Source organism: Methanobacterium spitsbergense (assembly GCF_019931065.1).
GTDB classification, from domain to species: Archaea; Methanobacteriota; Methanobacteria; order Methanobacteriales; family Methanobacteriaceae; genus Methanobacterium_B; species Methanobacterium_B spitsbergense.
The window spans coordinates 541,224-565,979 of sequence record NZ_JAIOUQ010000003.1; the positions used below are offsets into that span (position 1 = coordinate 541,224).

Below are 24,756 nucleotides of genomic sequence, written 5' to 3' on the forward strand. Positions count from 1 at the left end.
TTTATAAACCATTGTATTCAATTATCCGGAAATAGGTTTAAATCCCCATTTTTCCCAGATTATCATCCCCTGTGGGCCTGTTGCAAAATCTTCAAATTCCTTTGCAAGATTGTTGTTTTGTGTGTAAACTGTTTCAGCTATAGGAACAGTACTAACTTTACTTTCATTTGCAGGGATCTGAATAACATCAATTTTTCCTTGCCCTTCAGGCCATGTGGCCAAATCTTGCCAAATTATTACTGCATCTGCTTGGCCGGTTACGAGATAAGTTAATAACTGGTTAACTGTGGTTGTTTTTACAACAACATTGGCCTGTACTGTTTTATTAAGATTCGTATTATTGAGTATATCTGCTGTTGTTTTTCCTATTGCTGGTCCTTTTGGATCTCCTATTGCAACTTTAACGCCAGGTTTTGCAAGATCGTATAATGAAGTGATATTTTTAGGGTTTCCCATTTGTACGCCAATAACTGGAATATTTTGGGTAATATTTTTCACAGTGTTATTTTGGACATATCCATTGTTAATTGCATCTTGCATATATTTATAATCAGCTGGAAGGAAAATATCTGCACTTTTTTGTGTTTCAAGTATTCCAAATAGTTCGCCACTTCCTCCATTTTTCACATTAACTGTAACTCCGGGATGAGTTTTTTCAAATTCTATTTTTAGATCATTCGTAACCTTAACGAAACCCGCGCCTGCCAACACCGTAATGGTCTGATTTTGCCCATTTGATCCACTATTTGTTAAAATACCGCTGACATATACGCCTGCTATGATAATTACTATTGTTACAATTCCTATAATTGCTAATTGTTTTGTATTCATAATAAACCTCCTCTAAATAATTTATTGATATGAAAATATAAACCTATCGTTGATCATAAAAAATTAGAAATTAATATTATCACAAAAAGAGTCATAAAAATAATATTTCATTTTATTTAGGTATAAAATTTAATATCAAATTAATCTATTACTTTAGATTTTAACCATAGATATTGCCGCGGCTTTAAACCCTATAAATACCTCTTTACCTAAATTTAAGTTTAATTGCTCTCTTGCATACTCAGTTATATCTGCAAATAAATTTATTTCCCCTAAATTAATATTAAGTCTTATTAAATGATCTTTAATTTCCATACTAGTAATTTTACCCTTAAAAATATTTCTTACACTTGATTCTTGAGGTTCTAACATAACAAAGATATCATCAGGACTTATTAAAACTAAAACTCTATCACCAATATTATAATTTCCCCGAAGTGGAAGAATTACTTTTTCATGATTTAAATTTATATTAGCAATTTTATTTTTTTGATCAATATCAATAATATTGGTTTCAATTTCATTGACATCATCATGCATTTTTAAAATACTTTCAACTTTTCTATATTCTTTTAAAATTAATTTACCGTTATTAGTAAGTTTACTCTCACCGCCTCCACCTTTACCTCCTCTCTGAGTAGAAACAATACTCTTATTACTTTCTTTTTCAAGTTCTTCAATATATTTAAGAGCACTTCTGTAAGGAATATTTTCCTTTTTTGATGCCTCCATGATTGAACCACATTCATCAATATTTTCTAATAGTTTAAACTTTTTTTTATTCAATAAAATTATCTTATCATAAAATTTTAGCCTGTATTGCGGTCCATTTTTTGTTCTATCCATTTTAGACCTCCTGATTTAGTTAGTTAGTCATGATATTTTATATTTGAATGAATTAAACATTAAATTTCAAATTATTTTATTTATAATATGTTTTGTTATGTTTTATTTATTTGATCTTCTTAATAATGTAAATTTCTAAAAAAAAATGGGAACTTGAAAATAGAAATAATTTTCATAAACTTTTAGAATAAATATCTAAAACATTTAATTAGAAGAATTTGGATAACTCTAAATTTTATTGAAGATTGAAATTATTAGAAAATTAATTTGATGAATTTTTAAGTATAATAAATCTTCAGAAATAAATTATTACAATTAAAATAAAAAAATTTAAAGAAAAGAAATTGTCTATTTTCCTGTAGTTAAACTAGACAAACGATCCTGCCAGGATTTAGATCGTATATTTTCCAAGTTCATTTTTGTTCTTTTTATTCGAATACCTTTTTGTGGGCAAACATTTGCACAAGTACCACAAAGGATGCAGAATCTTGGATCAATAGTTGAATGGCTTTCTATAATGCTTACAGCATTACATGGACAAACGTCTTGGCACGCATGACAGGAATCACCTTTACAGGTCATGTTTTCTTCAAAAGTCACTTCTCCTTCAAATGGTTTGATAACAGTTGCAGCTTCTACTGGACAGATCTCCTGGCACCATCCACAGTTTACACACGAATCTGGATTTAACATTGTGGTACCGTGGGTTTTAAAGTCTTCTGGGTCAAATTTATAATCTTGATAGGCACATGAACTGCATATGGCTTTTATGGCATCTGTAGGGCATGCTTGTTTACATACCAAACAGTAAACACATTTGTTCTCATCTACAACAGTTTCAAAAGTTTCACGACCTGTTTGTTTGATTTTTATGGCATTTCCCGGACATAGCTCTTCGCATATCTTGCAGTTAATACATTTTTCCTGATCAACATCGATCTCTCCAACAACTAGATTTTCCCTTTTGGGTAAAGTTCTTGCTACTTTTATAGCATCCTGTGGACAAGCTGTCTCACAAGCTTTGCAATATACACATGTTTCTGTATCTATTTCTGCATCTTTAGTCCATTTTGGATACTCTTCCATTTCTTTGATGTTTTTATCGTTAATTTCAAATTCAATGGCATCAAATGGGCAGGCACTTGCACAAAGCCCGCACAGACAACAGTTAATTTTATTAATGTTTATGTAATTCATTTCTACTAGACCTCTTGCTATAGGAAGCACAGGTCCATTTTTGATGGATTCTGTAGGGCATATGCTTGCACATATTCCACAACCAACACATTTATCGTTAATATGGGTTAAAGAACGATCTTGTTCCCCTATTCTCGTTATTGAAGTCATTATATCTTCTCTACAATTATATTACATAATTTATCATCTTTAGATATTGCTTGGTTGGGACAGTTCTGAATACATAAATCACAATCATCGCAATTTTCTGATATAAGAATCACATCACCTTCTTTTTCAATAAGAGCTCCTTGTTCACATAATTTAATACAAAGCCCTTCTCCAAGGCAGTTTTCTATTTTACCACATTTTTCTGTATCAATAGTTACTGGCAATAATCTCACCTCTAAAACTTTATAGTATAATTACCAATCAACGATGAGTATATATAAACATATCGATTTAATTTAGGGGATAGATTTTCAAAGTTCAAGATTTTTATAACTTAAGAATCACTTATTTATTCTCGTGTCAAAAATAAAAAAAAACGATTTACTATATGCCTTATTGATTAACGTAGTCAGGGTGATAAAATTTTTATTCTGAAAATTATTTTTGTTAAAAAAAAACATAATATATTCAAATTAAATAACGATAAGTATAGGCCAACTTATCGAAAATTTGTAACTATTTTGCTAAAAATTAATTAATGTTCTAGTAATATTCATTAAAAAATGAAGTATCAATTACCTGATTATTAAAAAAAAATTTAAGAAAATAGAATTTTCAATAATTTATTTATTCTTTTCCAACAATGATTTCTGTGGATTTTATAATAGCAGATACAGTATCTCCCTTTTTAAGGTCGAGTTTTTCTACAGATTCTTTGGTAATTATGGCGGTAATAAGTTCAGGTGATTCAATTTTTATTTTAACATTGGCCATGACTGCTCCAACTTCTACATTTTCAATTTCACCTTCAAAAACATTTCTTGCACTAATCTTCATAAAATCACCTCATTTTTTCTTTACTAATGATTTTATATACTTAATAATTTAAAAACTGATCTTATGTATAAAATTGCTAATCGATACTATTTATAAAAATTCGGTGAAAAACATGGAAACAATTGAATTTAAAGCTATAGGTACTATTCATTCTCCATTTAAAGATCTTAAAGGAATGCCTATACAACCAATAGGTGCTAAAGGGATTCGGGGTGAAATACATCTTAAAGAAGAATACAGGGATGGTTTAAAAGATCTTGAGGGGTTTTCACATATAATTCTCATTTATCATTTACATCTTTCTAAAGGGCATTCATTGAAAGTAAAACCATTTCTTGATACTAAAAAACATGGAATTTTTGCAACAAGAGCCCCTAAAAGACCAAATCCCATAGGGATGTCTGTTGTAGCTCTTGATAAAATTGAAGATACTACATTATTTATTTCAAATGTAGATATAGTTGATGGTACTCCATTATTAGATATAAAGCCGTATATTCCACATTTTGATAAAGATGAGGATGAAGAGATATCTATAGGATGGTTTGAAGATAAACATCAAGATGCAGTACACAAAAAATCTGATGAACGTTTTACAGATTAAAAATAATAGAAAATATTTGGAAAGTTTTTGTTATGGATTATTAAAATTCTTCCATATCGGACACTTTCATCAAAGTTTCAACGGCCTTAGGTTCCACATCCATGCCATGTTCTTTTAATGCAGCAATAGGATTTAAACCTCCAGGTGCAACTATCCCAACATGATATCTTTCAACTTTTGCATTATAAACTAATTCGCTTGGTTTTCCAATCTTTAAAACTGAAAAACCTGCATCTTGAACTTCTTCAAGTACATCAACAGCAGATGGCCGTGCTATATAGGGGATCTCCCTTAAACTTGCTAAAACTCTTCCTGCACCTTTTATAGCGTCTGAAACAGAAGTCATTCCCTTTGCAATATAAATTTCATGAGGATCTAATGAAGAACCACTGTATGCTGTAAGTTCAATGAACCTAGGTTCTTTACCATCTGATTCGAGAATTCCTCCATACTGAGGTGTGGTTGATACTCCATTTTTTACCAAAATACCATCAAGTGTAAGACTACACACAGTTGCAATTCCAGTTTGACCTGCTTCTTTTCCAGGTATTATCTTGAAATATTTACTGGTACAATATTGAGGACCTGTATTCATAACCTCTTCAAAAATGTCTAGAGCATCATCAAGTTCGTCTGTCTTAATGTATGATAAATTGCTTATAACATTTCCAGAGTGTGTTTCAAGGTCAAAATCCACCTGATATATTAGATTCCAAGCTTTGGAAAGTAGAAATTTCACCTTTCCATGAATTTCAGGACCTGTATTTTTTAGAATGGGTTTAGGTTTAACTAAACTTTGCATTTCTCCGAATTCTATAGTATTTTCAGCCAGTTTAATATTAACATCAAATCCTGCTTCTTTTGCTGCACAAAGTGGCGCTATTCCGCCAATAACAGCTATTCCAACCATATTATCGTCAACAGGTATTCCAAGTACAGATTCTCCTTCATTACCCATTTTGAGTAATCCTATTATTCCTAACTTTTGAAGATTTTCAAAAATCTTAACCGCATTTTCCCTTGCACTTTTTGGTATAAGCCTGAAGTTGGCAGGTATACTACCATTTCCATTATCAATAACCTCTAGAACTGAAGTCATATTTTTGTCAGTAAATGCTTCAAGTGGAGTCATAGAAGTCTTCTTGTAAGAAATAAGTTCGGTAAACCTAGTAGGAATATAATCCTCAACATTAACAATGCCTCCATATTTAGGAATAACTGGAATTCCCTTACCCAGAAGCATGCCGTCAATGGTGGTTCCACATACAGTTTCAAGTTTTACTTCGCCACCTTCCTTTGGGATAGTGTCTAGAAACTTTACATAAGGACTTACAGCAATCCCCTTTTTAAATACAGATTTCAGAATTTCCATCACATTTTTTTCGTATTTAAATGATGAAGTGTTCACAATAACTTTTCCAGTTCCATCTGAAGGATTTAATGTAGTTTGGTATATCATGTCTTCAAACTTCGAGAAAATAAAATCTACCTGATCATAAATTAGGCCTTTTTCAAGTTCTTTAAGGCCCTTATTAGTTATTTGTCTTCCAGCATACCCTATACGTTCTGTAAATCCTTTTTCATCGAGGATACGCATGTGATATCTTACTGCCCTCTCTCCGAGGTCATAACCCTTTTTTTTCAGTTCTTCTGCAATTGTCTTTGCTCCGAGAACTTCTTCTCGATCAGCAAGAATACGCAGAATCTCCATCATTTTACGATCGGTTTCTTGTGGCATTTATTCACCAGATAATGTTACTTTAAGATATATTCTCTTCATAATAGTGATTTTATCATTTATCTGCTTTTTTATTGAATATTTTCTTTAAAATACTTTTGTAATAAGTTTTTAAGAAATTCAACTTTTTTATTACTTTGATTAAAAAAAATAAAAAAAGAAGATAGATTTAGATCATCAAGTATCTGTTGAGTTCGTATGGGAATACTTGTATTCTGTAATCATCCCATTCTTTCCTCTTGATATCCATGAACTGGTTGTAAACATGGTCTCCAAGAGAGGATTTTACAACATCATCATTTTCTAATGCATGATATGCTTCCCATAGGCTTGAAGGTAAAGTTTCAATACCATTACTCTCAAGTCCTGCAGCGTCAAGTTTGAACACATCTATCTCGGTAGCAGCTCCAGGATCCATTTTATTATTGATACCATCCATTCCGGCTTCTAACATTGCTGCAAATGCAAGGTATGGATTACATGAAGGATCTGGGCATCTGAATTCTACCCTTGTACCGTTACCACGGGATGCTGGGATCCTTACGAGTGTTGACCTATTTTTAAGTCCGTAGGCTATGTAACAAGGTGCTTCGTAGCCTGGTACTAATCTTTTGTATGAGTTTACAGTTGGTGCAACTATTGCTGAGAGTGCCTTTGAATGGTTGAGTAATCCTCCAATAAAGTATCTTGCTTCTTGAGAGAGTTCATCCTGACCATCAGGATCGTAGAAGATGTTTTTACCATTTTTGAATAGACTTTGGTGGACATGCATACCGCTACCATTTACTCCGAAGAATGGTTTTGGCATGAAAGTAACCATGTATCCTAGATTATCAACGATGGCTTTTATAGCCTGTTTGAATGTTATTACAGCGTCTGCTGTTTTCATTGCATCGTCGAATTTGAAATCTATCTCATGCTGACCTGGGCCTACTTCGTGGTGACTTACTTCAACATCAAAGTGAAGGGATTCTAATCCTAAAACTAGTTCCCTTCTAACGTCTGTTCCCTGGTCAACTGGTTCAACATCGAAGTAAACACCATCGTCATGAGGGATGATATTTCCATCTTCATCTTCTCCAATGATGAAAAATTCAGGTTCTGGACCAACATTGTATTCATATCCTTTGGACTCTACTTTTGCTAGTGCTTTTTTAAGCACATTCCTTGGATCACCTTCAAATGGGGTTCCGTCTGGCCAATAGATATCACATATAAATCTGCAAACACCCTTTTCTTCAGGTCTCCATGGTAGAGTTGAGAATGTATCTGGGTCGGGTTTTATTATCAAATCGCTGGAGTTAATGTCAACGAATCCTTCTATGGATGAACCATCAAACAATAATCCGTCTTTAAGTATATCTTCAATGTCTCCGGGTTTAGCCAATGGGACTGCCATGTTTTTTGGGGTTCCATGTATATCCACAAATTGTAACCTAACAAATTTTGTGCCGCATCTTTCGATGTCTTGAATAACCTTTCCTATTTTATCTTGCATAGATCGAATACCTCCATGAAATAAATGTCATGATCTTTTATACCGGAAAGATGTTTCCTTTTACTGGTATATAAATGTTTTGAAGAGATTATGAAGATCAAATATTCTAGATTTAGAGGTTACTCAAGGATAACTGATTAATTTAGGCTCAATAAAAGCTAAACTGAGATAAATGGGATATTGAGTTTAATGAATTTTAAACTATTTAATAGAGTCTATTTATATTATTTTAGAGTTCTCATAAATTTTTAATTAGAATTATTATGATCAAACATAAAAAAACAATTACTGTATAATGATTAGAATTTTTGTTATGAATTAGAATTCTACAACTGAAAATGGGTTTTTTTTCATTAGATCGAAAATCAAAACATCAGGTGCTTTAATTACATTTCCTCTGTTAGTCAAAATTTTAATAACCTCAAATGACTGAATGCAACCAACAATATTAGGTATTGGCCCAATTACAGGAGGAACAGCTCTTGTGAGTTTTTTTAATTCGTTTAATACTTCTGAGTTTAGTTCTTTTTGATACGACGTTAATTTGAAAGTTTCTTCATAAGAAGGTGTTTCCGTGGTAAAAGTAGTAATTTGTCCCATAGTACCATGAATAGCGCCATGAACAAATGGTATATCCAAGTCTAATGCGCATCTGGATGTTATAATCCTAGATTCAAGGTTATCGAGCGCATCAACAATGACTTTGCTACCTGCAATGATCTCGCAAACATTATCCTTATTCAATTCAGTGTCAAAGGTTTCGACATTAACAAATGAGTTTATTGAACAAATTATTTCCTTAGTAACTGCTGTTTTTTCCCTACCAACACTATCCATGCTGCTCATAAGCTGTCTGTTAATGTTAGAAACATCGAATTTGTCTTTATCAACTATTCTAATATTAGATACACCCATTCGGGCTAACATCTCAATCGCAGCTCCACCGATACCTCCACATCCAATAACTGTTATTGTAGAATTTTTAAGCTTTAACTGTTCTTTTTTATTCAGAATTTCCTTTTGGCGATCGATCATTTCCCAATATATTCTTTCATCGTAATTTCCTGACATTTTGCACCTTCTAAAGCAGAATCTATTACAACAATATCATGATTTGTTAATATAATTTATCATACTAATAATCATGAAACAATAATTTTGTTAATATTATTCTCTTTGTTGAGATAAAAATTGTTATTTAGAAAAGCAAAAAAGAATTTGAAACAATATAAAAAAGAATAAATTTAGTCTCTGGAATATTATTGGAGGCCATAAAATTATGTGAAGTGCCGGGGGCGGGATTCGAACCCGCGGCCTCACGGTATCCCAGGAAAAAGTCAGAGCACTTGCTTAATACCCTATGAGCCGTGCGCTCTAACCAGCTGAGCCACCCCGGCATGGCTTATATGCTGTTAGGTATCATCTCACTTAAACCTTTCTATAGGCCAGAATTTAATACAAAATAATTTTATCAAATTAAATGAAATAATTATTGATATTCAGATCTATCAGTCAATACCTGCTAGTGCGCGTATTAAACTACTCTGGGTAATAAGGCCTATTAAATTTCCATCATCTACCACAGGAATTCTCTGATAACCTTTGTCAGCCATTATTTTAGTTACATCAATTATAGGTGTATCTTTCTCTGCAACCATTAAATCCTTACTCATCAAGTCCTCTACTTTAATCACTAATGCTTCGCCTCCTGCTAGAAGAACATCTCTATGTGTTATCATACCAACAAGCTTTCCTTCATCCACAACGGGTAATCCTCCAACGTTACACCGCATCATTTTAAGCTTTGCAGCTGCAACCAAGTCATTTCGCGAGGTAACAAAGATATCTTCAATCATGATATCCTTTGCCAATAACTTTTTTATCATACATTTATTCTATTCATCTCGATATTTAAAATATTATATTTCAAAAAATAAACTCATGATGAACTTTTAACTCTTAATATAGTTATTATTTTATTTAAATCGCATTTTGGAGATTAAATATGTTCGAAAATAGAAAAATATATGAGTATAATGATTAAAAATACTATAAAAACATTCGTTAGTTTATGATCTATTCTAAGTTCTATGCAAGATTAATTTTAATTAATGATCACACTTATGAAATGGAACAAATAGATATAAAAATTTAAGCATATCATTAATAAATTACAGCCTTCGAATACTAAATTTGAAGTGTCTTGGCAGAAAAATTGAAAAAATTATACTAACATTGAAAATTAATAACACATTTTCTTAATGGATTTTATATGGGGTATGAAAAGTGACTCAGATGCAAGAGGCCCGAAAAGGCATTATAACAGATGAAATTAAATCAGTAGCAGAAATGGAATGTATTGATGCCCATAAAATTGTTAAAGGATTAGCAAATGGACGTATTGTAATTCCAAAAAATATAGGAAGTAAAAGCAGACCTTTAGGTATAGGAAAAGGCCTTAAAACCAAGATAAATGCTAACGTAGGATCTTCTTCAGAACTTGAAAAAGTTGAATGGGAAGTTAAAAAGGCCAAAGCAGCAGTTAAATATGGTGCGGATACGATAATGGACTTAAGTACAGGACCAGAATATGAAAAAGTCATGAAATCCATCATGAAATCTGTAGAAGTACCAATAGGAACAGTTCCAATTTATGAGGCAGGTATTACAGCTTCAAAAATAAAAGGGGCTGTTATAGATATGGATGAAGATGATATGTTCGGTGCGATAGAAAATCAGGCAAAAGCTGGTGTTGATTTTGTAACTGTACACTGTGGTATAACAAAGGATCTTATATCTAAGGTTAAAGATTCAAACAGGATAATGGGCATAGTAAGCAGAGGAGGTTCTTTTTTAGCTGCATGGATACTTAAAAACCAGGAAGAGAATCCACTCTACAAAAATTATGATTATTTATTAGAAATAGTTGAAGAATACGATGTGACATTAAGTTTGGGTGATGGACTTCGCCCAGGGTGTTTGCATGATGCATCTGATCTGTCACAAATACAAGAACTTGTTAATCTAGGAGAATTAGTTGGTAGGGCCAGGGAAAAAGGAGTTCAGGTAATGGTTGAGGGCCCGGGTCATGTTCCAATCAATCAGATAACTGCCAATGTAGAGATCCAAAAAACTGTTTGTAAGGAAGCCCCATTCTATGTTTTGGGCCCTCTTGTTACCGATTTGGCACCGGGATATGATCATATCACTTCAGCTATCGGTGGAGCAATTGCTGCTTCAGCAGGTGCGGATTTTTTGTGCTATGTTACTCCTGCCGAGCACCTTGCAATACCTAACATTGAAGATGTAAAAGATGGTGTTATAGCTTCTAAAATAGCTGCAGAAGCAGCTGATGTTGCTAAGGGTATAAATGGTGCATGGGAAAAGGAAGTTGAAATGGCAACTGCAAGGAAGAACTTCGACTGGCAAAAACAATTTGAATTAGCATTCGATAATGAAAAACCAAAAAAATGTAGAGCTCGTAACCAAACATCTGAAGATATGTGTACTATGTGTGGCGAATTTTGTGCTTTAAGACTTGTTAGAGACAATATTTAAATTTATTTTATTTCTACGGACTATCCAATAGATTAGAACTTCCGTTACTAACTTTTTTTATAAGAAAAATATCGTTTGTAACATGCCAAACTATTTATATGATTTCAAACAATTATTTATTAAATTAAATATTGAGAACAATATAAATGGAGTTTAATTTCATGAAAGCTGAACAATTAAATCAAAAATGTCCTGAATGTGGATGTACTGATAAGCATATATCCCGAAAGAGAAACACTGGAACTAATGATGAAGCATTTTACATACCACATGTACCTCAGGGAACAATAGGAATAATTCGCTGTAGTGAATGTCGACATATATTTGAATACTGTACAGATGAAGAATGTCTTGTTGAAATTAAAAAAATAGATTTTAACAAGAAGTAGATTTTCTTCAAAATTTTACAACATAGTTTTTTTCTTAAATAAGTTATTAGTTATAATACTCTCTTAAACACATTCTAAATCTTTTTTAACTAAATATATTAAATTTTAAATAGTGGTTGGTTACATAAAAAAGAATAAGAAATAATTCTAATGCCAAGGGAGGCTAAAGAAATGATCATGCAACACGTTGAAGGTCAGGATAAAGGGAAATTAGTTCTTTTTGCTTTAAGTACATGTGGATGGTGTAAAAAAACCCGAGCATTAATTGAAGATTTTAATGCAGATTATGAATTTGTTTACGTTGATCTACTTACTGGCAAAGAAAGAGAAGAAGTTGTAGAAATGGTAAAAAAATGGAATCCCCAAGTTTCATTTCCAACTCTAGTAATAAACGACTCTAAAACCATAATTGGATTTAAAGAAGACGAAATAAAGGAGGCAATTGAATGAGTGGCTTCAATGAGCCCTCAGACAATGATGTTGATTTATACTACCTTAAAGTAAAAGAAGAAGCAGAATCATCTGGATATATTCTAAACAATGATATTGAATTTACAAAAGGGCTTTTAAAGAGCATTCTAATAAATAATGCACGTTATGGTTATGGGGCATGTCCTTGTAGGTTAGCTTCAGGTGAAAGAAATGATGATTTGGATATCATCTGCCCTTGTGATTATAGGGATCCTGATTTAAATGAATATGGGGCTTGCTATTGTGCACTTTATATTTCCAATGAAATCTTAAGTGGAAAGAAAAAAGTACAGTCCATACCCGAGAGAAGGCCATCATTTGAAGACAGAGAAAAAATTAAGGAAGAAAAAGAAGTTCAAATATCTGGACTATCAAAGCCAGTTTGGCGCTGTAAAGTCTGTGGATACCTTTGTGCAAGAGATAAACCACCTGAAGTATGTCCAATTTGCAAAGTTTCCAGTGACAGATTCGAAAAGTTCATATAATCTTAAATAATTTCTTTTTTGAATTTATAAATATATTTATTTTCTTTATCAGAGGGATAAAAAAATTATTAATTCGGGGTTTTTATATATTTATTATTTATGATACCTTAGTTATCACTAAACTAGGTAAAAATCAAAACTATTAAATTTTGAACTTAGTAAGAGTATATTGAATAGGTAGGTTATATCAAATTAAAAATTATATTGTAAATAAGATATTTATTGCAAAAAATATGTTTAGATTAATCTAAGTTTATTAATTTGAAGTTGAGGTTTTGACATGATGAAAGCGGAAGTTGGAATGAGTTACAGTAGAATAGTAGATGTTTATGAAGCTTTGGATTCCACAACAAAGAGGCTTGAGAAAACTTCAATACTTGGAGATTTTTTTGCAGACATAGGTGAAAAAAATCCTAAACTACTCCCGGTAGTAACATTGCTTGCATTGGGCAGGGTATTTCCAACTGGGAGTGAAGAAGAACTTGGAATAGGTACAAAACTCTTAATGAAGGCCATTGCTTTTGTAGTAGGTGTGAAACCTGAAGATGTTGAGGATATGCAACGAGATGCAGGGGATATTGGACAGGCAGCTCAAAACCTTTTCATGAAAAAAAAGCAATCAACTCTCTTTTCAAGATCCCTTACAATTGAAAAGGTACACAGCAATTTGATCAAGATAGCTAATATATCTGGTAGCAAGGCACAGTCAAAGAAGTTGGAAATTCTAAGGGAACTTTTATCTTCTGCTTCACCTACAGAAGCCAAATATATCACCAGAACTGTAATAGAAGAACTTCGTGTGGGTGTTGGTGAAGGAACTATTCGAGATGCACTTGCTCAGGCTTTCGATGTAGACAAAGGAATTGTTGAAAGGGCGCATATGCTCACCAATGATTTGGGTTTAGTTGCTGAGGTATCAAAAGAAGAAGGAGTCCAAGGACTTCAAAAACTCACTTTATTACCAGGAAAACCAGTGAAACCCATGCTTGCTCAGCTTTCTCCAGGCATTTCTAAAAGTATTCTTGAAATGGGATGGGCTCTATGCGAGACCAAATATGATGGAATAAGAGTTCAAATTCATAGATTAGGTAACGAAATTAATATTTTCACTAGAAGATTAGAAAATATTAGTAAAGCCGTGCCAGAAATAGTAGAATACATTAGAAAATCTCTTCCATCCAAGAATTTTATTGTTGAGGGCGAGATAATAGTTACTAAGGATGGAAAACCCATTTCTTTCCAGTACATTCTCCAAAGGGTACGTAGGAAATATGATATTGAAAGGATGAGGGATGAGGTGCCTCTTAAACTCTATTTATTTGATGTATTATATTATGATGGGCCATTAATAGATGTTTCATTTGAGAAAAGAAGAGAGGTTCTAGAATCCATTGTAACAGTTAGTGGAGATAAGATACAACTCAGTAGAAATGTTAAGGTTACTCCAGAATCTTTACAAGATGCAGAAGATCTTTTCAATGAATCTATAAAAGCAGGTCATGAAGGTATAATGATAAAAGACCCCCATGCACCATACATGCCTGGAATTCGAGGTAAAAAGATGCTTAAATTTAAAGCTGAACCTGAGACCTTGGATCTTGTAATTGTAGGAGGCAGTTATGGTAGGGGTAAAAGAGCCCACCTTATTGGTTCTTATCTTCTTGCAGCCAGAGATGAAAATAATGAACTAAAAACATTGGCCTATGCAGCAACAGGATTAGACGATCAAACATTATTGGAACTTTCTACATTAACAGAACCTCTAATAACAAGTAAAATTGGTAGACAAGTTAAAATAGCACCTCATATCATTCTTGAAATAGCTTACAGTGAAATAGTTAAAAGTCCAGAATATGAAAGTGGTTATTCCCTACGTTTCCCTGTTGTAAAAAGGATAAGGGATGATCTGAGTATTGATGATATAGATACAGTTGAAAGAATTGATTCTATGTTCAAAGGTCCTGATTGAAGTCGATTTCTTTAGTCATGGATTATTTTTAATTTTTTTTGATGAAAATTTAAATCATTTTTCGTAATAATTTTTATATTATCAGTAATAAAATTTATCATTGTACTGGTACAATGAAAGATCGTTATATGTTCAAAATCGCACTTGCAACTGCAATCATAGGGATAGTTGGCATGATGATTTTTGCAGTACAATTATTCTTGGCGATACCTATTTATATTTTAAAACTCTATATATTCCTAGGAGAGTAAATTATGGAATACACAATAGAACAAATAAAAGAGGACCTAAGATTTAAGAAATTTTTAAAAAAAAAGATAGGAATAAAACCTGCTACCATAACAAACTATTTATATGCTTTAAAAGACTTCTGTAACCTTACAGGAAAAAGTCCTACAGAAATACATGATATGCATAAGGCAGATCTACGAAATCACGTGGCTGAATTTGATATGTGGATAACTGATGCATTAGATGATTATGTCCACTATATGATAGAGAATGAATTTAGTTATGATGGTATAAGAGGTAGAGTAGGTAGGATAAAATCTTTTCTTCATGCTTTCAGACTTAGACCAACACCTGAGATAGATATATCAAAAAAGAGGATAGTTGAGGATGTTAAATTTGCTTTAAAAGTTGAAGATATAAGAAAAGCAATTAAATACAGTCTTCCAGTTTACCAATCTATTTTTATAACTCAAGCACAAACGGGGCTTTCAATAAGTGATGTTTTACTTTTAGATATCGAAGATTTCATTAGTGCAGTAAGTAAAAAAGACGAAGAATTAACAATTAAGGAAGCCATATACAGGGCTAAAAAAGAAGATAATCTTATAGGATGTTTTGATTTACGGCGAAAAAAGACTACAGCAGAGTTCTACACGTTCGCCGGACCTGAAGTTCTTCGAAATATGGCAGAATTATTAGATTCAAGAGATGAAAAGTATTTAAAACCGGATTATCCTATTTTTGTAAAGGAAACTTCACATCTACCTGTAAAATTAGGAGAAAATCCTCTTCCCGAAGATTTAAGATTATCCCCCGAGGCTGCCAAGAATTATGTACACAGAATGCATAAAAAAAAGAATATATTTCCTCAAATAGATGTGGATGGCCAAAAAAAGAATTATTTTCGAACGCATAAATTAAGAAAGTGGTTTTCTAATCAAGTTAGGTTTAAAGCAGGATTTAGTGCAGAAGATACAAAATATTTAATGGGTCAAAAAACGGGCGATGTTCTTGAGAGATACATAAATCCAAATAGTTATAATACCTTAAAAGCCAGTTACCGTAAAGCTCTACCATTCTTGGCTATTAATGATGAAATAGTTATGGAAGAAAATCAAGAAGCCATAGAAAAACTCGAAATGGATAACAAACATCTACAAGAACAAATGCAAAAACGTGAAGAACAACACCGAATCGAAATGGAAGAAATGAAAGCCAGGGTCGACAACGTAGAAACAGACAGTATCAGTGTTGAGGACATAAAAAACTTACTTCCATACATATTTAAAATTAATGGAACAGAAGACTTAGACCTATCCGCAACGAAAAGTTTAGAGGAATTAATGAAAAATTTAAAATCAAAAAACTAATTTTTTATACAGTAAGTTGTCTATTTTTTCTTTCTATTTCATATGCATGGAATTTTAATACAACATTCTAATTATATTAGATTACTATATCATTGAGTTAAATGATAGAATCAAGTTAAATCATGAATTTAAATGTCTATTACTAGTTTTAAATAACTTACCTTGAAATAGAAACAATATACCTTTTGCTTCATCTATATCCACACATTAAAACATCTTAACAATTGAAACTTGAATATATCCTTAGCCATGTTTTGTGACGACGGCGCGCCTTGCGCCGGAGGAACATTGTTTCAGTTAAAATGGAATAGACTCACTCTTTAATATTGGGGAGGCTGGAGTTTCGGGTGGGTATTATTATTTTTTTAAATAATGTTGGGTGGAAGGCAGCAGCATTTTGCCTAAAACATTTTCTATTCTATGGATATAATTTTTTTAAAATTTGATATTGTTTTTATTCTTAGTTTATATTTTTAAGACTTATATTATTGTATTTACTTTATTAACGTTATCTAAGCTGGTTCTAATCGACATGTTTATATTAACGCTAATATACAGCATATTTAAGGATTATACATAAAATGAACTTTGAATATACATTTGGAGGTAAAAATGACATTTAAAAAACTGATAGACCTTAAACTTGAACAAAAGGATGGATTAGATGATATTCAATTCGAGATTAGTGAGAATGGCGGGAGTGTTTCGCTGGCTGAGCTGATTTCGGAAGCGATTGATATTTTTATCAAATTTTATTATGAACAAGCAGTGGACAAACATTCTCCACTTTATACATTAATAGGAACTGAAATTGAAGAAAGAAAGTAAATTTAACGTTCTTGTACAAAAACCTGTTTATTACACTCTTATTTTATGTATAAAATTTAGTTTTAGATATGATTATACATAAATGGATAAGGTTGTATAATGATGGATAAGGTTATACACAGTTATATAATAGTTTTTATTCAATTCGGAACCCTTATATACCAAATTAACAGAAGCTATTGTATATGCAGTTCAATAATATTAAAAAAGTTCTGTATATTGCCAGATTAATTAGATTAATATCTTAAATAATAGGTGAGTGTTAAAGTGGATGTATTGCTATCTAAAAATAAATTTGAATTAACAGGTAAAAAAGAGTTAGACATTATCAATGCCAATATGGAAACAATTCGTATAAAGAGAGCATATGTAAATAATTTAAGGCATCTTAGCAAAATTTTAAGGAATTCTAGTCTTGAAACAGATAGTTGGATTGGAAGAGCTAATAATAGAGAACTTAATGAAACTATACAAGAAATTAATCATGCAGAATCATCTATACAAAAATGTGAATCTCATATAGTTCAATATTTGGAACCTATTTTGGAGAATCTAAACCGTGATTGTAATTGTACATGTAAAAAACTGGAGGAATAATGGCATCCGATTCTGTTCCTTCTCCTATTCCTTTTATTGAAACTTCAAGGGCAAATTATACTAATCGGCTTGCAAATTTAGCATGCGGAGACGTACTTATTGTAAATTTACCTAATCGTTTCGGTAAAACTGTAACAGCCTTAAAATATTATGAAACTCAGCCTGTTAAAGTTTTATATCTTAGTGATAGACATGAACAGATGAACGAGATAATTGGAGGAGATAATTTTAGACACTGGTATGGCTTAAAAAAGATTTGTGAGAAGAAGGATGAACCTTTTATTGGTGCATTAATTGGTAAAGGTTTTCATGCAAATATAATATGTCGTAATTTCTGCAATACTCAATGTTCTTATAAAAATCAGTTTCAAGTCCCAGAAGAAGGAATCGTTGTTGCACCAAAAGAATATTTACCCACTACATATGTGCAAAATAATCATTGGGATGTAGTAATACTTGATGAAAATATTGAAAAAGCTAAAAAAATACAATACACTCACCCAAATATCCCATTAGGAGCACTTGAGGATTATAGAGTAAATGTAGAGTTTTATAAGGATATAGGTAGAATTATTGAAGGAGATATTTACCCTGATGATTTAGCTGAACTTCAAAGGCGTAAAACTAATGCAGGGAATATATCTGGCATTATTAAAATGATTAGATTGAGAGGTGATGGTTTTAGACCTACTAGGGCCGAGTTAGATATATTAAACTATCTCAATAACCTCGATGGAACTATAGAATGGATACAATATTATCAAAGATATGGAAGATTTAATCATTTCTATAAACCATTTTTACACTATGCACATGATTTGAGATGTAACTTTAATTGTAAATTAATTCTCCTAAACACGTCATATGATGAATGGATTTACAATCAATTGATGTCTAGATACGAAGGTAGAATAGTTGAACCTCAAAACTATAACCAACTAATCAATAACAAGAAGAGCATACTTCTACATTATAATTCCAAAAATAGGTCCTTAGCAAAAGATACTATTACACAAAGAGATGGTACTAAACTAGGGAAATTGGTAGGAAAAGAAATAAATCAAATGTTAAAAAATTCTATAAGCTTCTCATATAATAGATCTTTAAAAGTAGGTATAATTACATATAAAAGCTTAACCGAGGATATTACAAACCAATTTGAAGATAAAACTTATGAAATAAGTTATTTCGGTGGTCACCAAGGGTCCAATAAATTTGAAGATGTTGATGTATTGATAATAGTTGGAACATTCCATTTGAATCCAAGCGGTCTGTATAAAAAACATTATGTTATTAACAATGAGTATCTAGCAGATGATCATGCTGTCTATGGTGGGAGAAACAATAAAATAATCAATGGTATGCAAATCAACCTCACAGATAACGACAGATTAAACAAAGTGAAACTATACAAGTTAAATGAAGAACACCAACAAGCAATATTCCGTAGTGGAGCACATGTTAAACCGGGAAAACTAGTAATAAGCTTTGGTTATGTTCCTCAAGGCATAGAAGATATACTTACTTATAAAACATTCAATAACAAAAACCAATTAAATGCTTACCTAAACGTGAATAGGGACAATATAGGAACTTTTAATACATAACAAAAGAAAATATTAGCATAAACCTGTACATTAAACTATTATCTATTTCTATTTCATGCTAATAACATAGCTAATGACGTATTTACTTAATTCATCTATAAAAGTAGTATAATATTTTATAGACTAACATATCAAAGCAAGATGATATGGGCTTTTTTATAGAAACTAAGAATAAATAGCAATAGTTTGATATACTTTGTGCTGAAAAAAACGTTCTATAAAGTAATAAGGATATAATGGGAAGTTTTTACAAACATTGAAATATTAATAATTTAGCTAACCATTCAATTAGGAATCTACAATATAAAATCTAAAATCTAAAATATGAAGCAATGTGGAAGTTATAGATCCTCATATACCCTTTAATTACATTAAATATAATTGAGTTGATGCTTATAATAACACTAAATTAGCTGTTTAAAATCTATTTAAGCATTTTAGACATTTTTATAAAATAAGGTGTTGGGGGGTATCACTCTCCCCCGATGGTCATTTATGGGATTTTCTCAGCTGCTTGCTTGCAGAGTTCTGACAGGGTCAACAAGGCTGAGCGGGCAATCTTATAAATAAGTGCCATGACCATCACCTCCTCCAGTATAGAGGTTTTAGTGTATCTACCATATGGGTTCCTCCTGGAATTTACTCCACCCTAAGACAAACAAGGGTAGTTGTTTGCAATAGAATGTGCAAAGAAATATTTGATAGAACTCTTATAAATAAGCTTGACTATAAAAAAAAAATACTTTAATAATTTGATATAATGCTAACAATTATATATAGTAGAAATCATAATTTCTAATTGTATCAATTACCATGTGGGTTCCGCAAGGTAGCAGATATTCATTCAACATATTTTGTGAAGAATATTTGCACATAAAAAGGGGGTACTGTCGCATTAGAATCTCGATAGATTCTAATAGGTAGGAGGAACACAAAAAACATCTACGGGTAGGTAGATTTGACCTCCCTTTTTATTTTTATACTACTTTTATTTTGTTTCGTATGGTTACTAACTCCAGTTTGATATTGATAAGCATATTCAAATCAAAATCTGTTAATAATTTTGAGATATAAAAACCTTATAAAAGTTAGTATTTACCGTTATCTACAATATATAATTATCCTATTCATTCTAAAGCATTTATTGCTTTGATAATAGACTCTGCTACCGCTATTATCTTTTTACCACGTCCTTGTAGTTCTTTTTTATTACCTCCCCAATTTCCTATATATAATCTGCTTTTGTTGTTCTCAAGTCCTAAAACACTCGAAACAATAAAACTAACAGTTTCAGCTTCAATTTCCTTTGCAGACTTGTCCTCTATTTCAAATAATGTACCTGAGCTTTCGCAGTGACCTAAAGCCACATGGGCCCATTCGTGTATTGCAGTAGCAACCATTGCAGCTTGATTCTTCTTTGGTGCAATTTTTATTGTGTTTCCATCTGTCTGGCCGTTACTTACTCCCAAATATCTTATTAGTACCGGTACTGGTGAAGCTTTAACTATTGTTTCAAAGTCAAAGTTACCAGAAACCAGTTCAGGACACCCTAATTCTTCAATTTCATCTCCTTCTGTTTGTGCTATGTCAAAAACCGATACAGGGTGGAAACCTCTTATTATACATGTTTCATCTCCATTATCCTCTTTGATTTTCTTGACCATTGGTGCAAGGATTCTTATTGCACGTTCACCCTTCTTTACTTGACGTTCACGTCCTTGCCATGCCTTATATCCTGCTAGTAATGTAAAGTCTGGTCTTTGAATCCAAGCGAGTATTGTATTATTAAAACTGTAACTATGGAATCCTCTCGTCCATTTTTTGATGAACTCCCAAAGTTGCTCTTCACTTTGACAAATTTCGTCAGCCAGCTCATCCAGTTTTTCCGTTAAGAATTTAGTTAACTCCTGACCTTTCAGTTTTCGAGGTATTTCTATCTTATCCATATTATCACCTTTCTATCTATTTCCAACTTTTTTTCTACTATTATTCATCATATGGCCTATTTTTCATAAATTCACATTTTATCACCTCTTTTTGGCTCTTAAAAAACAGTATTAACAGCTAATTTACAGCATGCTGATAGATTCAATAGTTCTCTGAAAAATCAACATTCAATAAAGTCTTTGATAGTTTTAAGAGCTTTTAATCCAAAATGAAGTAGAAAGAAAGCACGGAAATCCAGTATTCAAACCCATAAAGCCTTGTGTGAGTGTATTGAGTTGAAGATTTACATTTAACGTTAACTTTAAGTCTTTGAATTGGTACTAACCATCTATAAACATTTAATTCAAATAATAAGTGATGAGTAATGAAATAAACGGAGCTTTTATCTGTATAACTATCTAAAGAGGGATTTATATGTTAAAATCAGTTTTTATTGAGAATTAAATATGATTAGTGTCCGTATTTACTATGGTTACCCTACATGGCGGACTTAATTTACATGCATCTCGGGCCATACTGTTTATCAATTCTTGAGTTAATATGTCGCTCTATTTCATTATCCATCTATAGATGCATCGATAAATAAATGTATGTACACAATAATAAAATTAGACCCTGTTAAGCTACTTCCATTTCAATAAGCCTATAAAATAATAAATAGCAAGATTTAAGCTTAAGTTATTAAATATCTTAGATTAATTATGGGGGGATAAATTGTTACAAGCTCCGGCAGAAATAATTGAGTTAGTTGATAAGTTTGAACGGAATATTAATGCTTACAAAAATCCAAGCTACAAAGAAGAACAATTAAAACAAGAATTCATCAATCCCTTTTTTAAAGCATTAGGTTGGGATATTGATAATACCACAGGAGCAGCCCCACAATATCGGGATGTTATTTTTGAGGATTCAATTAAGATTGCCGGAGGTACAAGAGCACCTGACTATTGTTTTACTCTTGCAGGTAGAAAGATGTTCTTTGTAGAGGCCAAAAAGCCATCTGTAAATATAGACAAAAATATAAAACCTTCGTATCAACTAAGGCGTTATGCATGGAGCGCAAAACTACCATTATCTATCCTTACTGATTTTGAAGAACTTGCGGTTTATGATTCCAGGACCACACCTAAGAAAACTGACCGAACAACTACAGGAAGAATAAAGTATTTGACATACAAGGATTATGTGGACCAATGGGATTACTTATACAATACATTCTCAAAGGATGCAGTATTAAAGGGTTCGTATGATAAATACGCAGAAACAACTAAGAAGAAGAAGGGCACCACACTAGTAGATGATGAATTCTTATCAGAAATAGAAACATGGCGAGAACTACTTGCAAAAGATATAGCCCTCAGAAACTCAGACCTAACAGTTGATGAATTAAATTATTCTGTACAACAAATTATAGACAGAATCATATTTCTACGTATGGCTGAGGACCGGGGAGCGGAAAAATACGGACAGCTGCAAAAACTCCTCAACAAACAAGCAATATTCCAAGAATTATGCGAAATATGGAAATCCGCAGACGAAAAATACAACTCAGGCCTGTTCCACTTCAAAAATGAAAAAACTCAAAAAAGCCCACCAGATACACTAACACCACAGTTAGAAATCAAAGATGGAATATTCAAACAAATCATAAAAAATTTATATTATCCAGACAGCCCATATGAATTCTCTGTATTATCTCCAGAAATATTAGGAAATGTATATGAACAATTCTTGGGAAAAGTCATCAGACTAACAACAGGACACCGAGCAAAGATAGAAGAAAAACCAGAAGTAAAAAAAGCCGGCGGAGTATACTACACACCTCAATATATTGTTGAGTACATCGTAGAAAATACTATAGGCAAACTATGCAGAGATAAAACACCCCAAAAAGTATCAGAGCTTAGAATACTTGACCCTGCATGTGGTTCGGGTTCATTTCTACTTGGAGCTTACAACTATCTTCTAAACTGGCATTTAATTTATTATTCAAATCTCAAAGACAAAAATCGTTTAAAAGACCAGATATACAAGGGAAAAAACAATGAATGGCACCTTACAATAAAAGAAAAAAAACGTATCCTCCTAAACAATATTTATGGGGTTGACATCGACCGCCAGGCTGTTGAAGTCACCAAATTAAGTCTACTATTAAAAGTACTAGAAGGCGAAAACAGAGATGTATTAGAAGCTCAACAAAAATTATACAAAGAAAGAGCACTACCGGATTTAGAAAACAACATAAAATGTGGAAACTCCTTAATTAGTCCAGAAATCTACAATAATCAAGATTTACAATTCACAGCAGAGGAATTGAAACATATTAATGCTTTTAATTGGAATAATGAATTTGGGGATATAATGGATAATGGAGGATTCGATACAATAATAGGAAATCCTCCATATGGTGCAATATTGTCAAATAACGAGAGCATTTATATCCAAAATACTTTTGTACTTCAAGATTATCAATTAGATACATATTTACTTTTTATTGAGAGGTCTATCCACTTTTTGAAAGATAATGGGTTATTTGGTATGATTATACCGAATACATGGCTTTTAAACTTTAAAATAGAAAACATTAGGCGTTATATATTTTCAAATACTGAGATTGTAAAAGTTGTACATTTTCTTTTCTATGTATTCAAAGCAACTGTAGATACAGAGATTTCTATCATAAAAAAGGCTTCTCCAAAGAAAAATCACCAAATTAAGATTGAAATAATTGATAAAGACCGTAATATTGATACTCACAACATTAAACAAGTTAATTGGATTGATAAAGGCGGAAAACCTGTAAATATCTTCGAAAAACAAGAATTTATCACAATAACTGATAAAATGAAAAATTTAGATAAATTAGATGAATTATTTCTAATTAGACAAGGAACAAAACCTTTTCAAAAAGGCAAAGGTAAACCTCCTCAAACTGAAAAAATAGTACAAGAAAAACCATTTGTTTCTCATATCAAAAATGATGTGACATTTCGACCACTATTACGTGGTAGTATGATGCACAAATATAAAATCAAATGGGATAATGATTATTGGATTAGTTTTGGGGATTGGCTTGCAGAACCTAGATATTCCGCAAATTATGATGCGCCTAAGATAATTATAAGGCAAACAGGAGATTCTCCAATTGCAACTATAGATAATTCTAAGTTTATAGTTAGAGATAATCTTTATGCAATTACCACAAAAAAAGATGAGCTTAATGAAATTGATTTAAGATATATCTTAGGAATTATCAATTCAAATTTAATTAAATGGTTCTACCAAAAAATTCTGAATCCAGAAAAAGGTGAGGCATTAGCACAAGTTAAAAGGGGACATATAGCTCAATTCCCAATAAAAGTTCCTATATTAGATGATGAAATTGATAAAAAACAATACGAATTAATGGTAAATTTAGTAAACCAAATGATTCAACTCAACACCGATATTGATATAGCCAGAACGCCACAAGACAGGGAATTAATGCAACGACAGATTGATGCAACGGATAAACAGATAGATAAATTAGTTTATGAATTGTATGGTTTGACAAAAGAGGAAATAAAGATTGTTGAGGATATGGGATGAAATCCGTTATATTCT

At 31.9% G+C, this 24,756-nt stretch carries 22 protein-coding genes and 1 tRNA gene; 12 read left to right on the plus strand and 11 right to left on the minus strand.

Features of this window, described 5'->3' with window-relative positions; translation table 11 throughout:
• Window positions 1–21: 21 nt before the first annotated feature.
• The 5 genes from modA to K8N75_RS03965 all read right to left on the minus strand — a co-directional run bounded on the left by modA (window position 22) and on the right by K8N75_RS03965 (window position 3,861).
• The gene (modA, locus tag K8N75_RS03945) at window positions 22–831 is read right to left on the minus strand and encodes a molybdate ABC transporter substrate-binding protein (protein WP_223790813.1); all 810 of its coding nucleotides are present in this window, start codon (window positions 829–831) and stop codon (window positions 22–24) included.
• A 153-nt stretch (window positions 832–984) separates the two neighbouring features.
• Window positions 985–1,677 carry a TOBE domain-containing protein gene (locus K8N75_RS03950; protein ID WP_223790814.1) on the minus strand — a complete coding sequence of 231 codons (693 nt, stop codon included), beginning with the start codon at window positions 1,675–1,677 and terminating at the stop codon, window positions 985–987.
• A 348-nt stretch (window positions 1,678–2,025) separates the two neighbouring features.
• The gene (gene fwdF, locus K8N75_RS03955) at window positions 2,026–3,024 is read right to left on the minus strand and encodes a tungsten-dependent formylmethanofuran dehydrogenase subunit FwdF (protein WP_223790815.1); all 999 of its coding nucleotides are present in this window, start codon (window positions 3,022–3,024) and stop codon (window positions 2,026–2,028) included.
• Window positions 3,024–3,248 (minus strand): 4Fe-4S binding protein, encoded by a 225-nt coding sequence (locus tag K8N75_RS03960; RefSeq protein ID WP_223790816.1) that lies wholly within the window; start codon window positions 3,246–3,248, stop codon window positions 3,024–3,026. The genes fwdF and K8N75_RS03960 overlap by 1 nt, the downstream gene beginning before the upstream one ends.
• Window positions 3,249–3,651: 403 nt before the next feature.
• A complete protein-coding gene (locus tag K8N75_RS03965) occupies window positions 3,652–3,861 on the minus strand; it encodes a TOBE domain-containing protein (RefSeq protein ID WP_223790817.1) in 210 nt (69 codons plus the stop codon).
• 112 nt (window positions 3,862–3,973) lie between these two features.
• Here K8N75_RS03965 and tsaA point away from each other — a divergent pair, with 112 nt between their 5' ends.
• Complete coding sequence (tsaA, locus tag K8N75_RS03970) at window positions 3,974–4,465, plus strand: tRNA (N6-threonylcarbamoyladenosine(37)-N6)-methyltransferase TrmO (RefSeq protein WP_223790818.1); 492 nt, start codon at window positions 3,974–3,976, stop codon at window positions 4,463–4,465.
• 40 nt (window positions 4,466–4,505) lie between these two features.
• Here the strand turns inward: tsaA and K8N75_RS03975 are convergent, their stop codons facing one another.
• The 5 genes from K8N75_RS03975 to K8N75_RS03995 form a co-directional block, all read right to left on the minus strand.
• Window positions 4,506–6,203, minus strand: coding sequence for a DUF128 domain-containing protein (locus K8N75_RS03975; protein WP_223790819.1), 1,698 nt, complete (start codon window positions 6,201–6,203; stop codon window positions 4,506–4,508).
• Between the two features lie 169 nt (window positions 6,204–6,372).
• A complete protein-coding gene (gene glnA, locus K8N75_RS03980) occupies window positions 6,373–7,701 on the minus strand; it encodes a type I glutamate--ammonia ligase (RefSeq protein ID WP_223790820.1) in 1,329 nt (442 codons plus the stop codon).
• A gap of 318 nt (window positions 7,702–8,019) precedes the next feature.
• Window positions 8,020–8,772, minus strand: a complete 753-nt coding sequence (locus K8N75_RS03985; protein ID WP_223790821.1) for a HesA/MoeB/ThiF family protein — start codon at window positions 8,770–8,772, stop codon at window positions 8,020–8,022.
• A 216-nt stretch (window positions 8,773–8,988) separates the two neighbouring features.
• Window positions 8,989–9,098: transfer RNA gene (locus K8N75_RS03990), tRNA-Met, on the minus strand.
• 111 nt (window positions 9,099–9,209) lie between these two features.
• Entirely contained in the window at window positions 9,210–9,587 is a 378-nt protein-coding gene (locus tag K8N75_RS03995) for a CBS domain-containing protein (protein ID WP_223790822.1), read from the minus strand.
• 400 nt (window positions 9,588–9,987) lie between these two features.
• Here K8N75_RS03995 and thiC point away from each other — a divergent pair, with 400 nt between their 5' ends.
• The 10 genes from thiC to K8N75_RS04045 all read left to right on the plus strand — a co-directional run bounded on the left by thiC (window position 9,988) and on the right by K8N75_RS04045 (window position 19,206).
• Complete coding sequence (thiC, locus tag K8N75_RS04000; RefSeq protein ID WP_223790823.1) at window positions 9,988–11,259, plus strand: phosphomethylpyrimidine synthase; 1,272 nt, start codon at window positions 9,988–9,990, stop codon at window positions 11,257–11,259.
• Window positions 11,260–11,420: 161 nt separating this feature from the next.
• The gene (locus tag K8N75_RS04005) at window positions 11,421–11,648 is read left to right on the plus strand and encodes a TIGR04165 family Cys-rich peptide (RefSeq protein WP_223790824.1); all 228 of its coding nucleotides are present in this window, start codon (window positions 11,421–11,423) and stop codon (window positions 11,646–11,648) included.
• A gap of 171 nt (window positions 11,649–11,819) precedes the next feature.
• Entirely contained in the window at window positions 11,820–12,098 is a 279-nt protein-coding gene (locus tag K8N75_RS04010; RefSeq protein ID WP_223790825.1) for a glutaredoxin family protein, read from the plus strand.
• On the plus strand, window positions 12,095–12,604 hold the full coding sequence (locus K8N75_RS04015; protein WP_223790826.1) for a ferredoxin-thioredoxin reductase catalytic domain-containing protein: 510 nt from the start codon (window positions 12,095–12,097) through the stop codon (window positions 12,602–12,604). The genes K8N75_RS04010 and K8N75_RS04015 overlap by 4 nt, the downstream gene beginning before the upstream one ends.
• Window positions 12,605–12,905: 301 nt before the next feature.
• Window positions 12,906–14,573, plus strand: a complete 1,668-nt coding sequence (locus K8N75_RS04020; protein ID WP_223790975.1) for an ATP-dependent DNA ligase — start codon at window positions 12,906–12,908, stop codon at window positions 14,571–14,573.
• 113 nt (window positions 14,574–14,686) lie between these two features.
• The gene (locus tag K8N75_RS04025) at window positions 14,687–14,824 is read left to right on the plus strand and encodes a hypothetical protein (RefSeq protein ID WP_223790827.1); all 138 of its coding nucleotides are present in this window, start codon (window positions 14,687–14,689) and stop codon (window positions 14,822–14,824) included.
• A gap of 3 nt (window positions 14,825–14,827) precedes the next feature.
• Complete coding sequence (locus K8N75_RS04030; protein ID WP_223790828.1) at window positions 14,828–16,174, plus strand: hypothetical protein; 1,347 nt, start codon at window positions 14,828–14,830, stop codon at window positions 16,172–16,174.
• A 612-nt stretch (window positions 16,175–16,786) separates the two neighbouring features.
• Window positions 16,787–17,002, plus strand: a complete 216-nt coding sequence (locus K8N75_RS04035) for a hypothetical protein (protein WP_223790829.1) — start codon at window positions 16,787–16,789, stop codon at window positions 17,000–17,002.
• Window positions 17,003–17,269: 267 nt separating this feature from the next.
• Window positions 17,270–17,599 (plus strand): hypothetical protein, encoded by a 330-nt coding sequence (locus K8N75_RS04040; RefSeq protein ID WP_223790830.1) that lies wholly within the window; start codon window positions 17,270–17,272, stop codon window positions 17,597–17,599.
• A complete protein-coding gene (locus tag K8N75_RS04045; RefSeq protein ID WP_223790831.1) occupies window positions 17,599–19,206 on the plus strand; it encodes a hypothetical protein in 1,608 nt (535 codons plus the stop codon). Before K8N75_RS04040 ends, K8N75_RS04045 begins: the two co-directional genes overlap by 1 nt.
• Before the next feature lie 1,127 nt (window positions 19,207–20,333).
• Here the strand turns inward: K8N75_RS04045 and K8N75_RS04050 are convergent.
• The gene (locus K8N75_RS04050; protein ID WP_223790832.1) at window positions 20,334–21,152 is read right to left on the minus strand and encodes an ArdC-like ssDNA-binding domain-containing protein; all 819 of its coding nucleotides are present in this window, start codon (window positions 21,150–21,152) and stop codon (window positions 20,334–20,336) included.
• A gap of 715 nt (window positions 21,153–21,867) precedes the next feature.
• Between K8N75_RS04050 and K8N75_RS04055 the strand changes: the two genes are divergently transcribed.
• Entirely contained in the window at window positions 21,868–24,741 is a 2,874-nt protein-coding gene (locus tag K8N75_RS04055; protein WP_223790833.1) for an Eco57I restriction-modification methylase domain-containing protein, read from the plus strand.
• The last annotated feature ends 15 nt before the right edge of the window (window positions 24,742–24,756 follow it).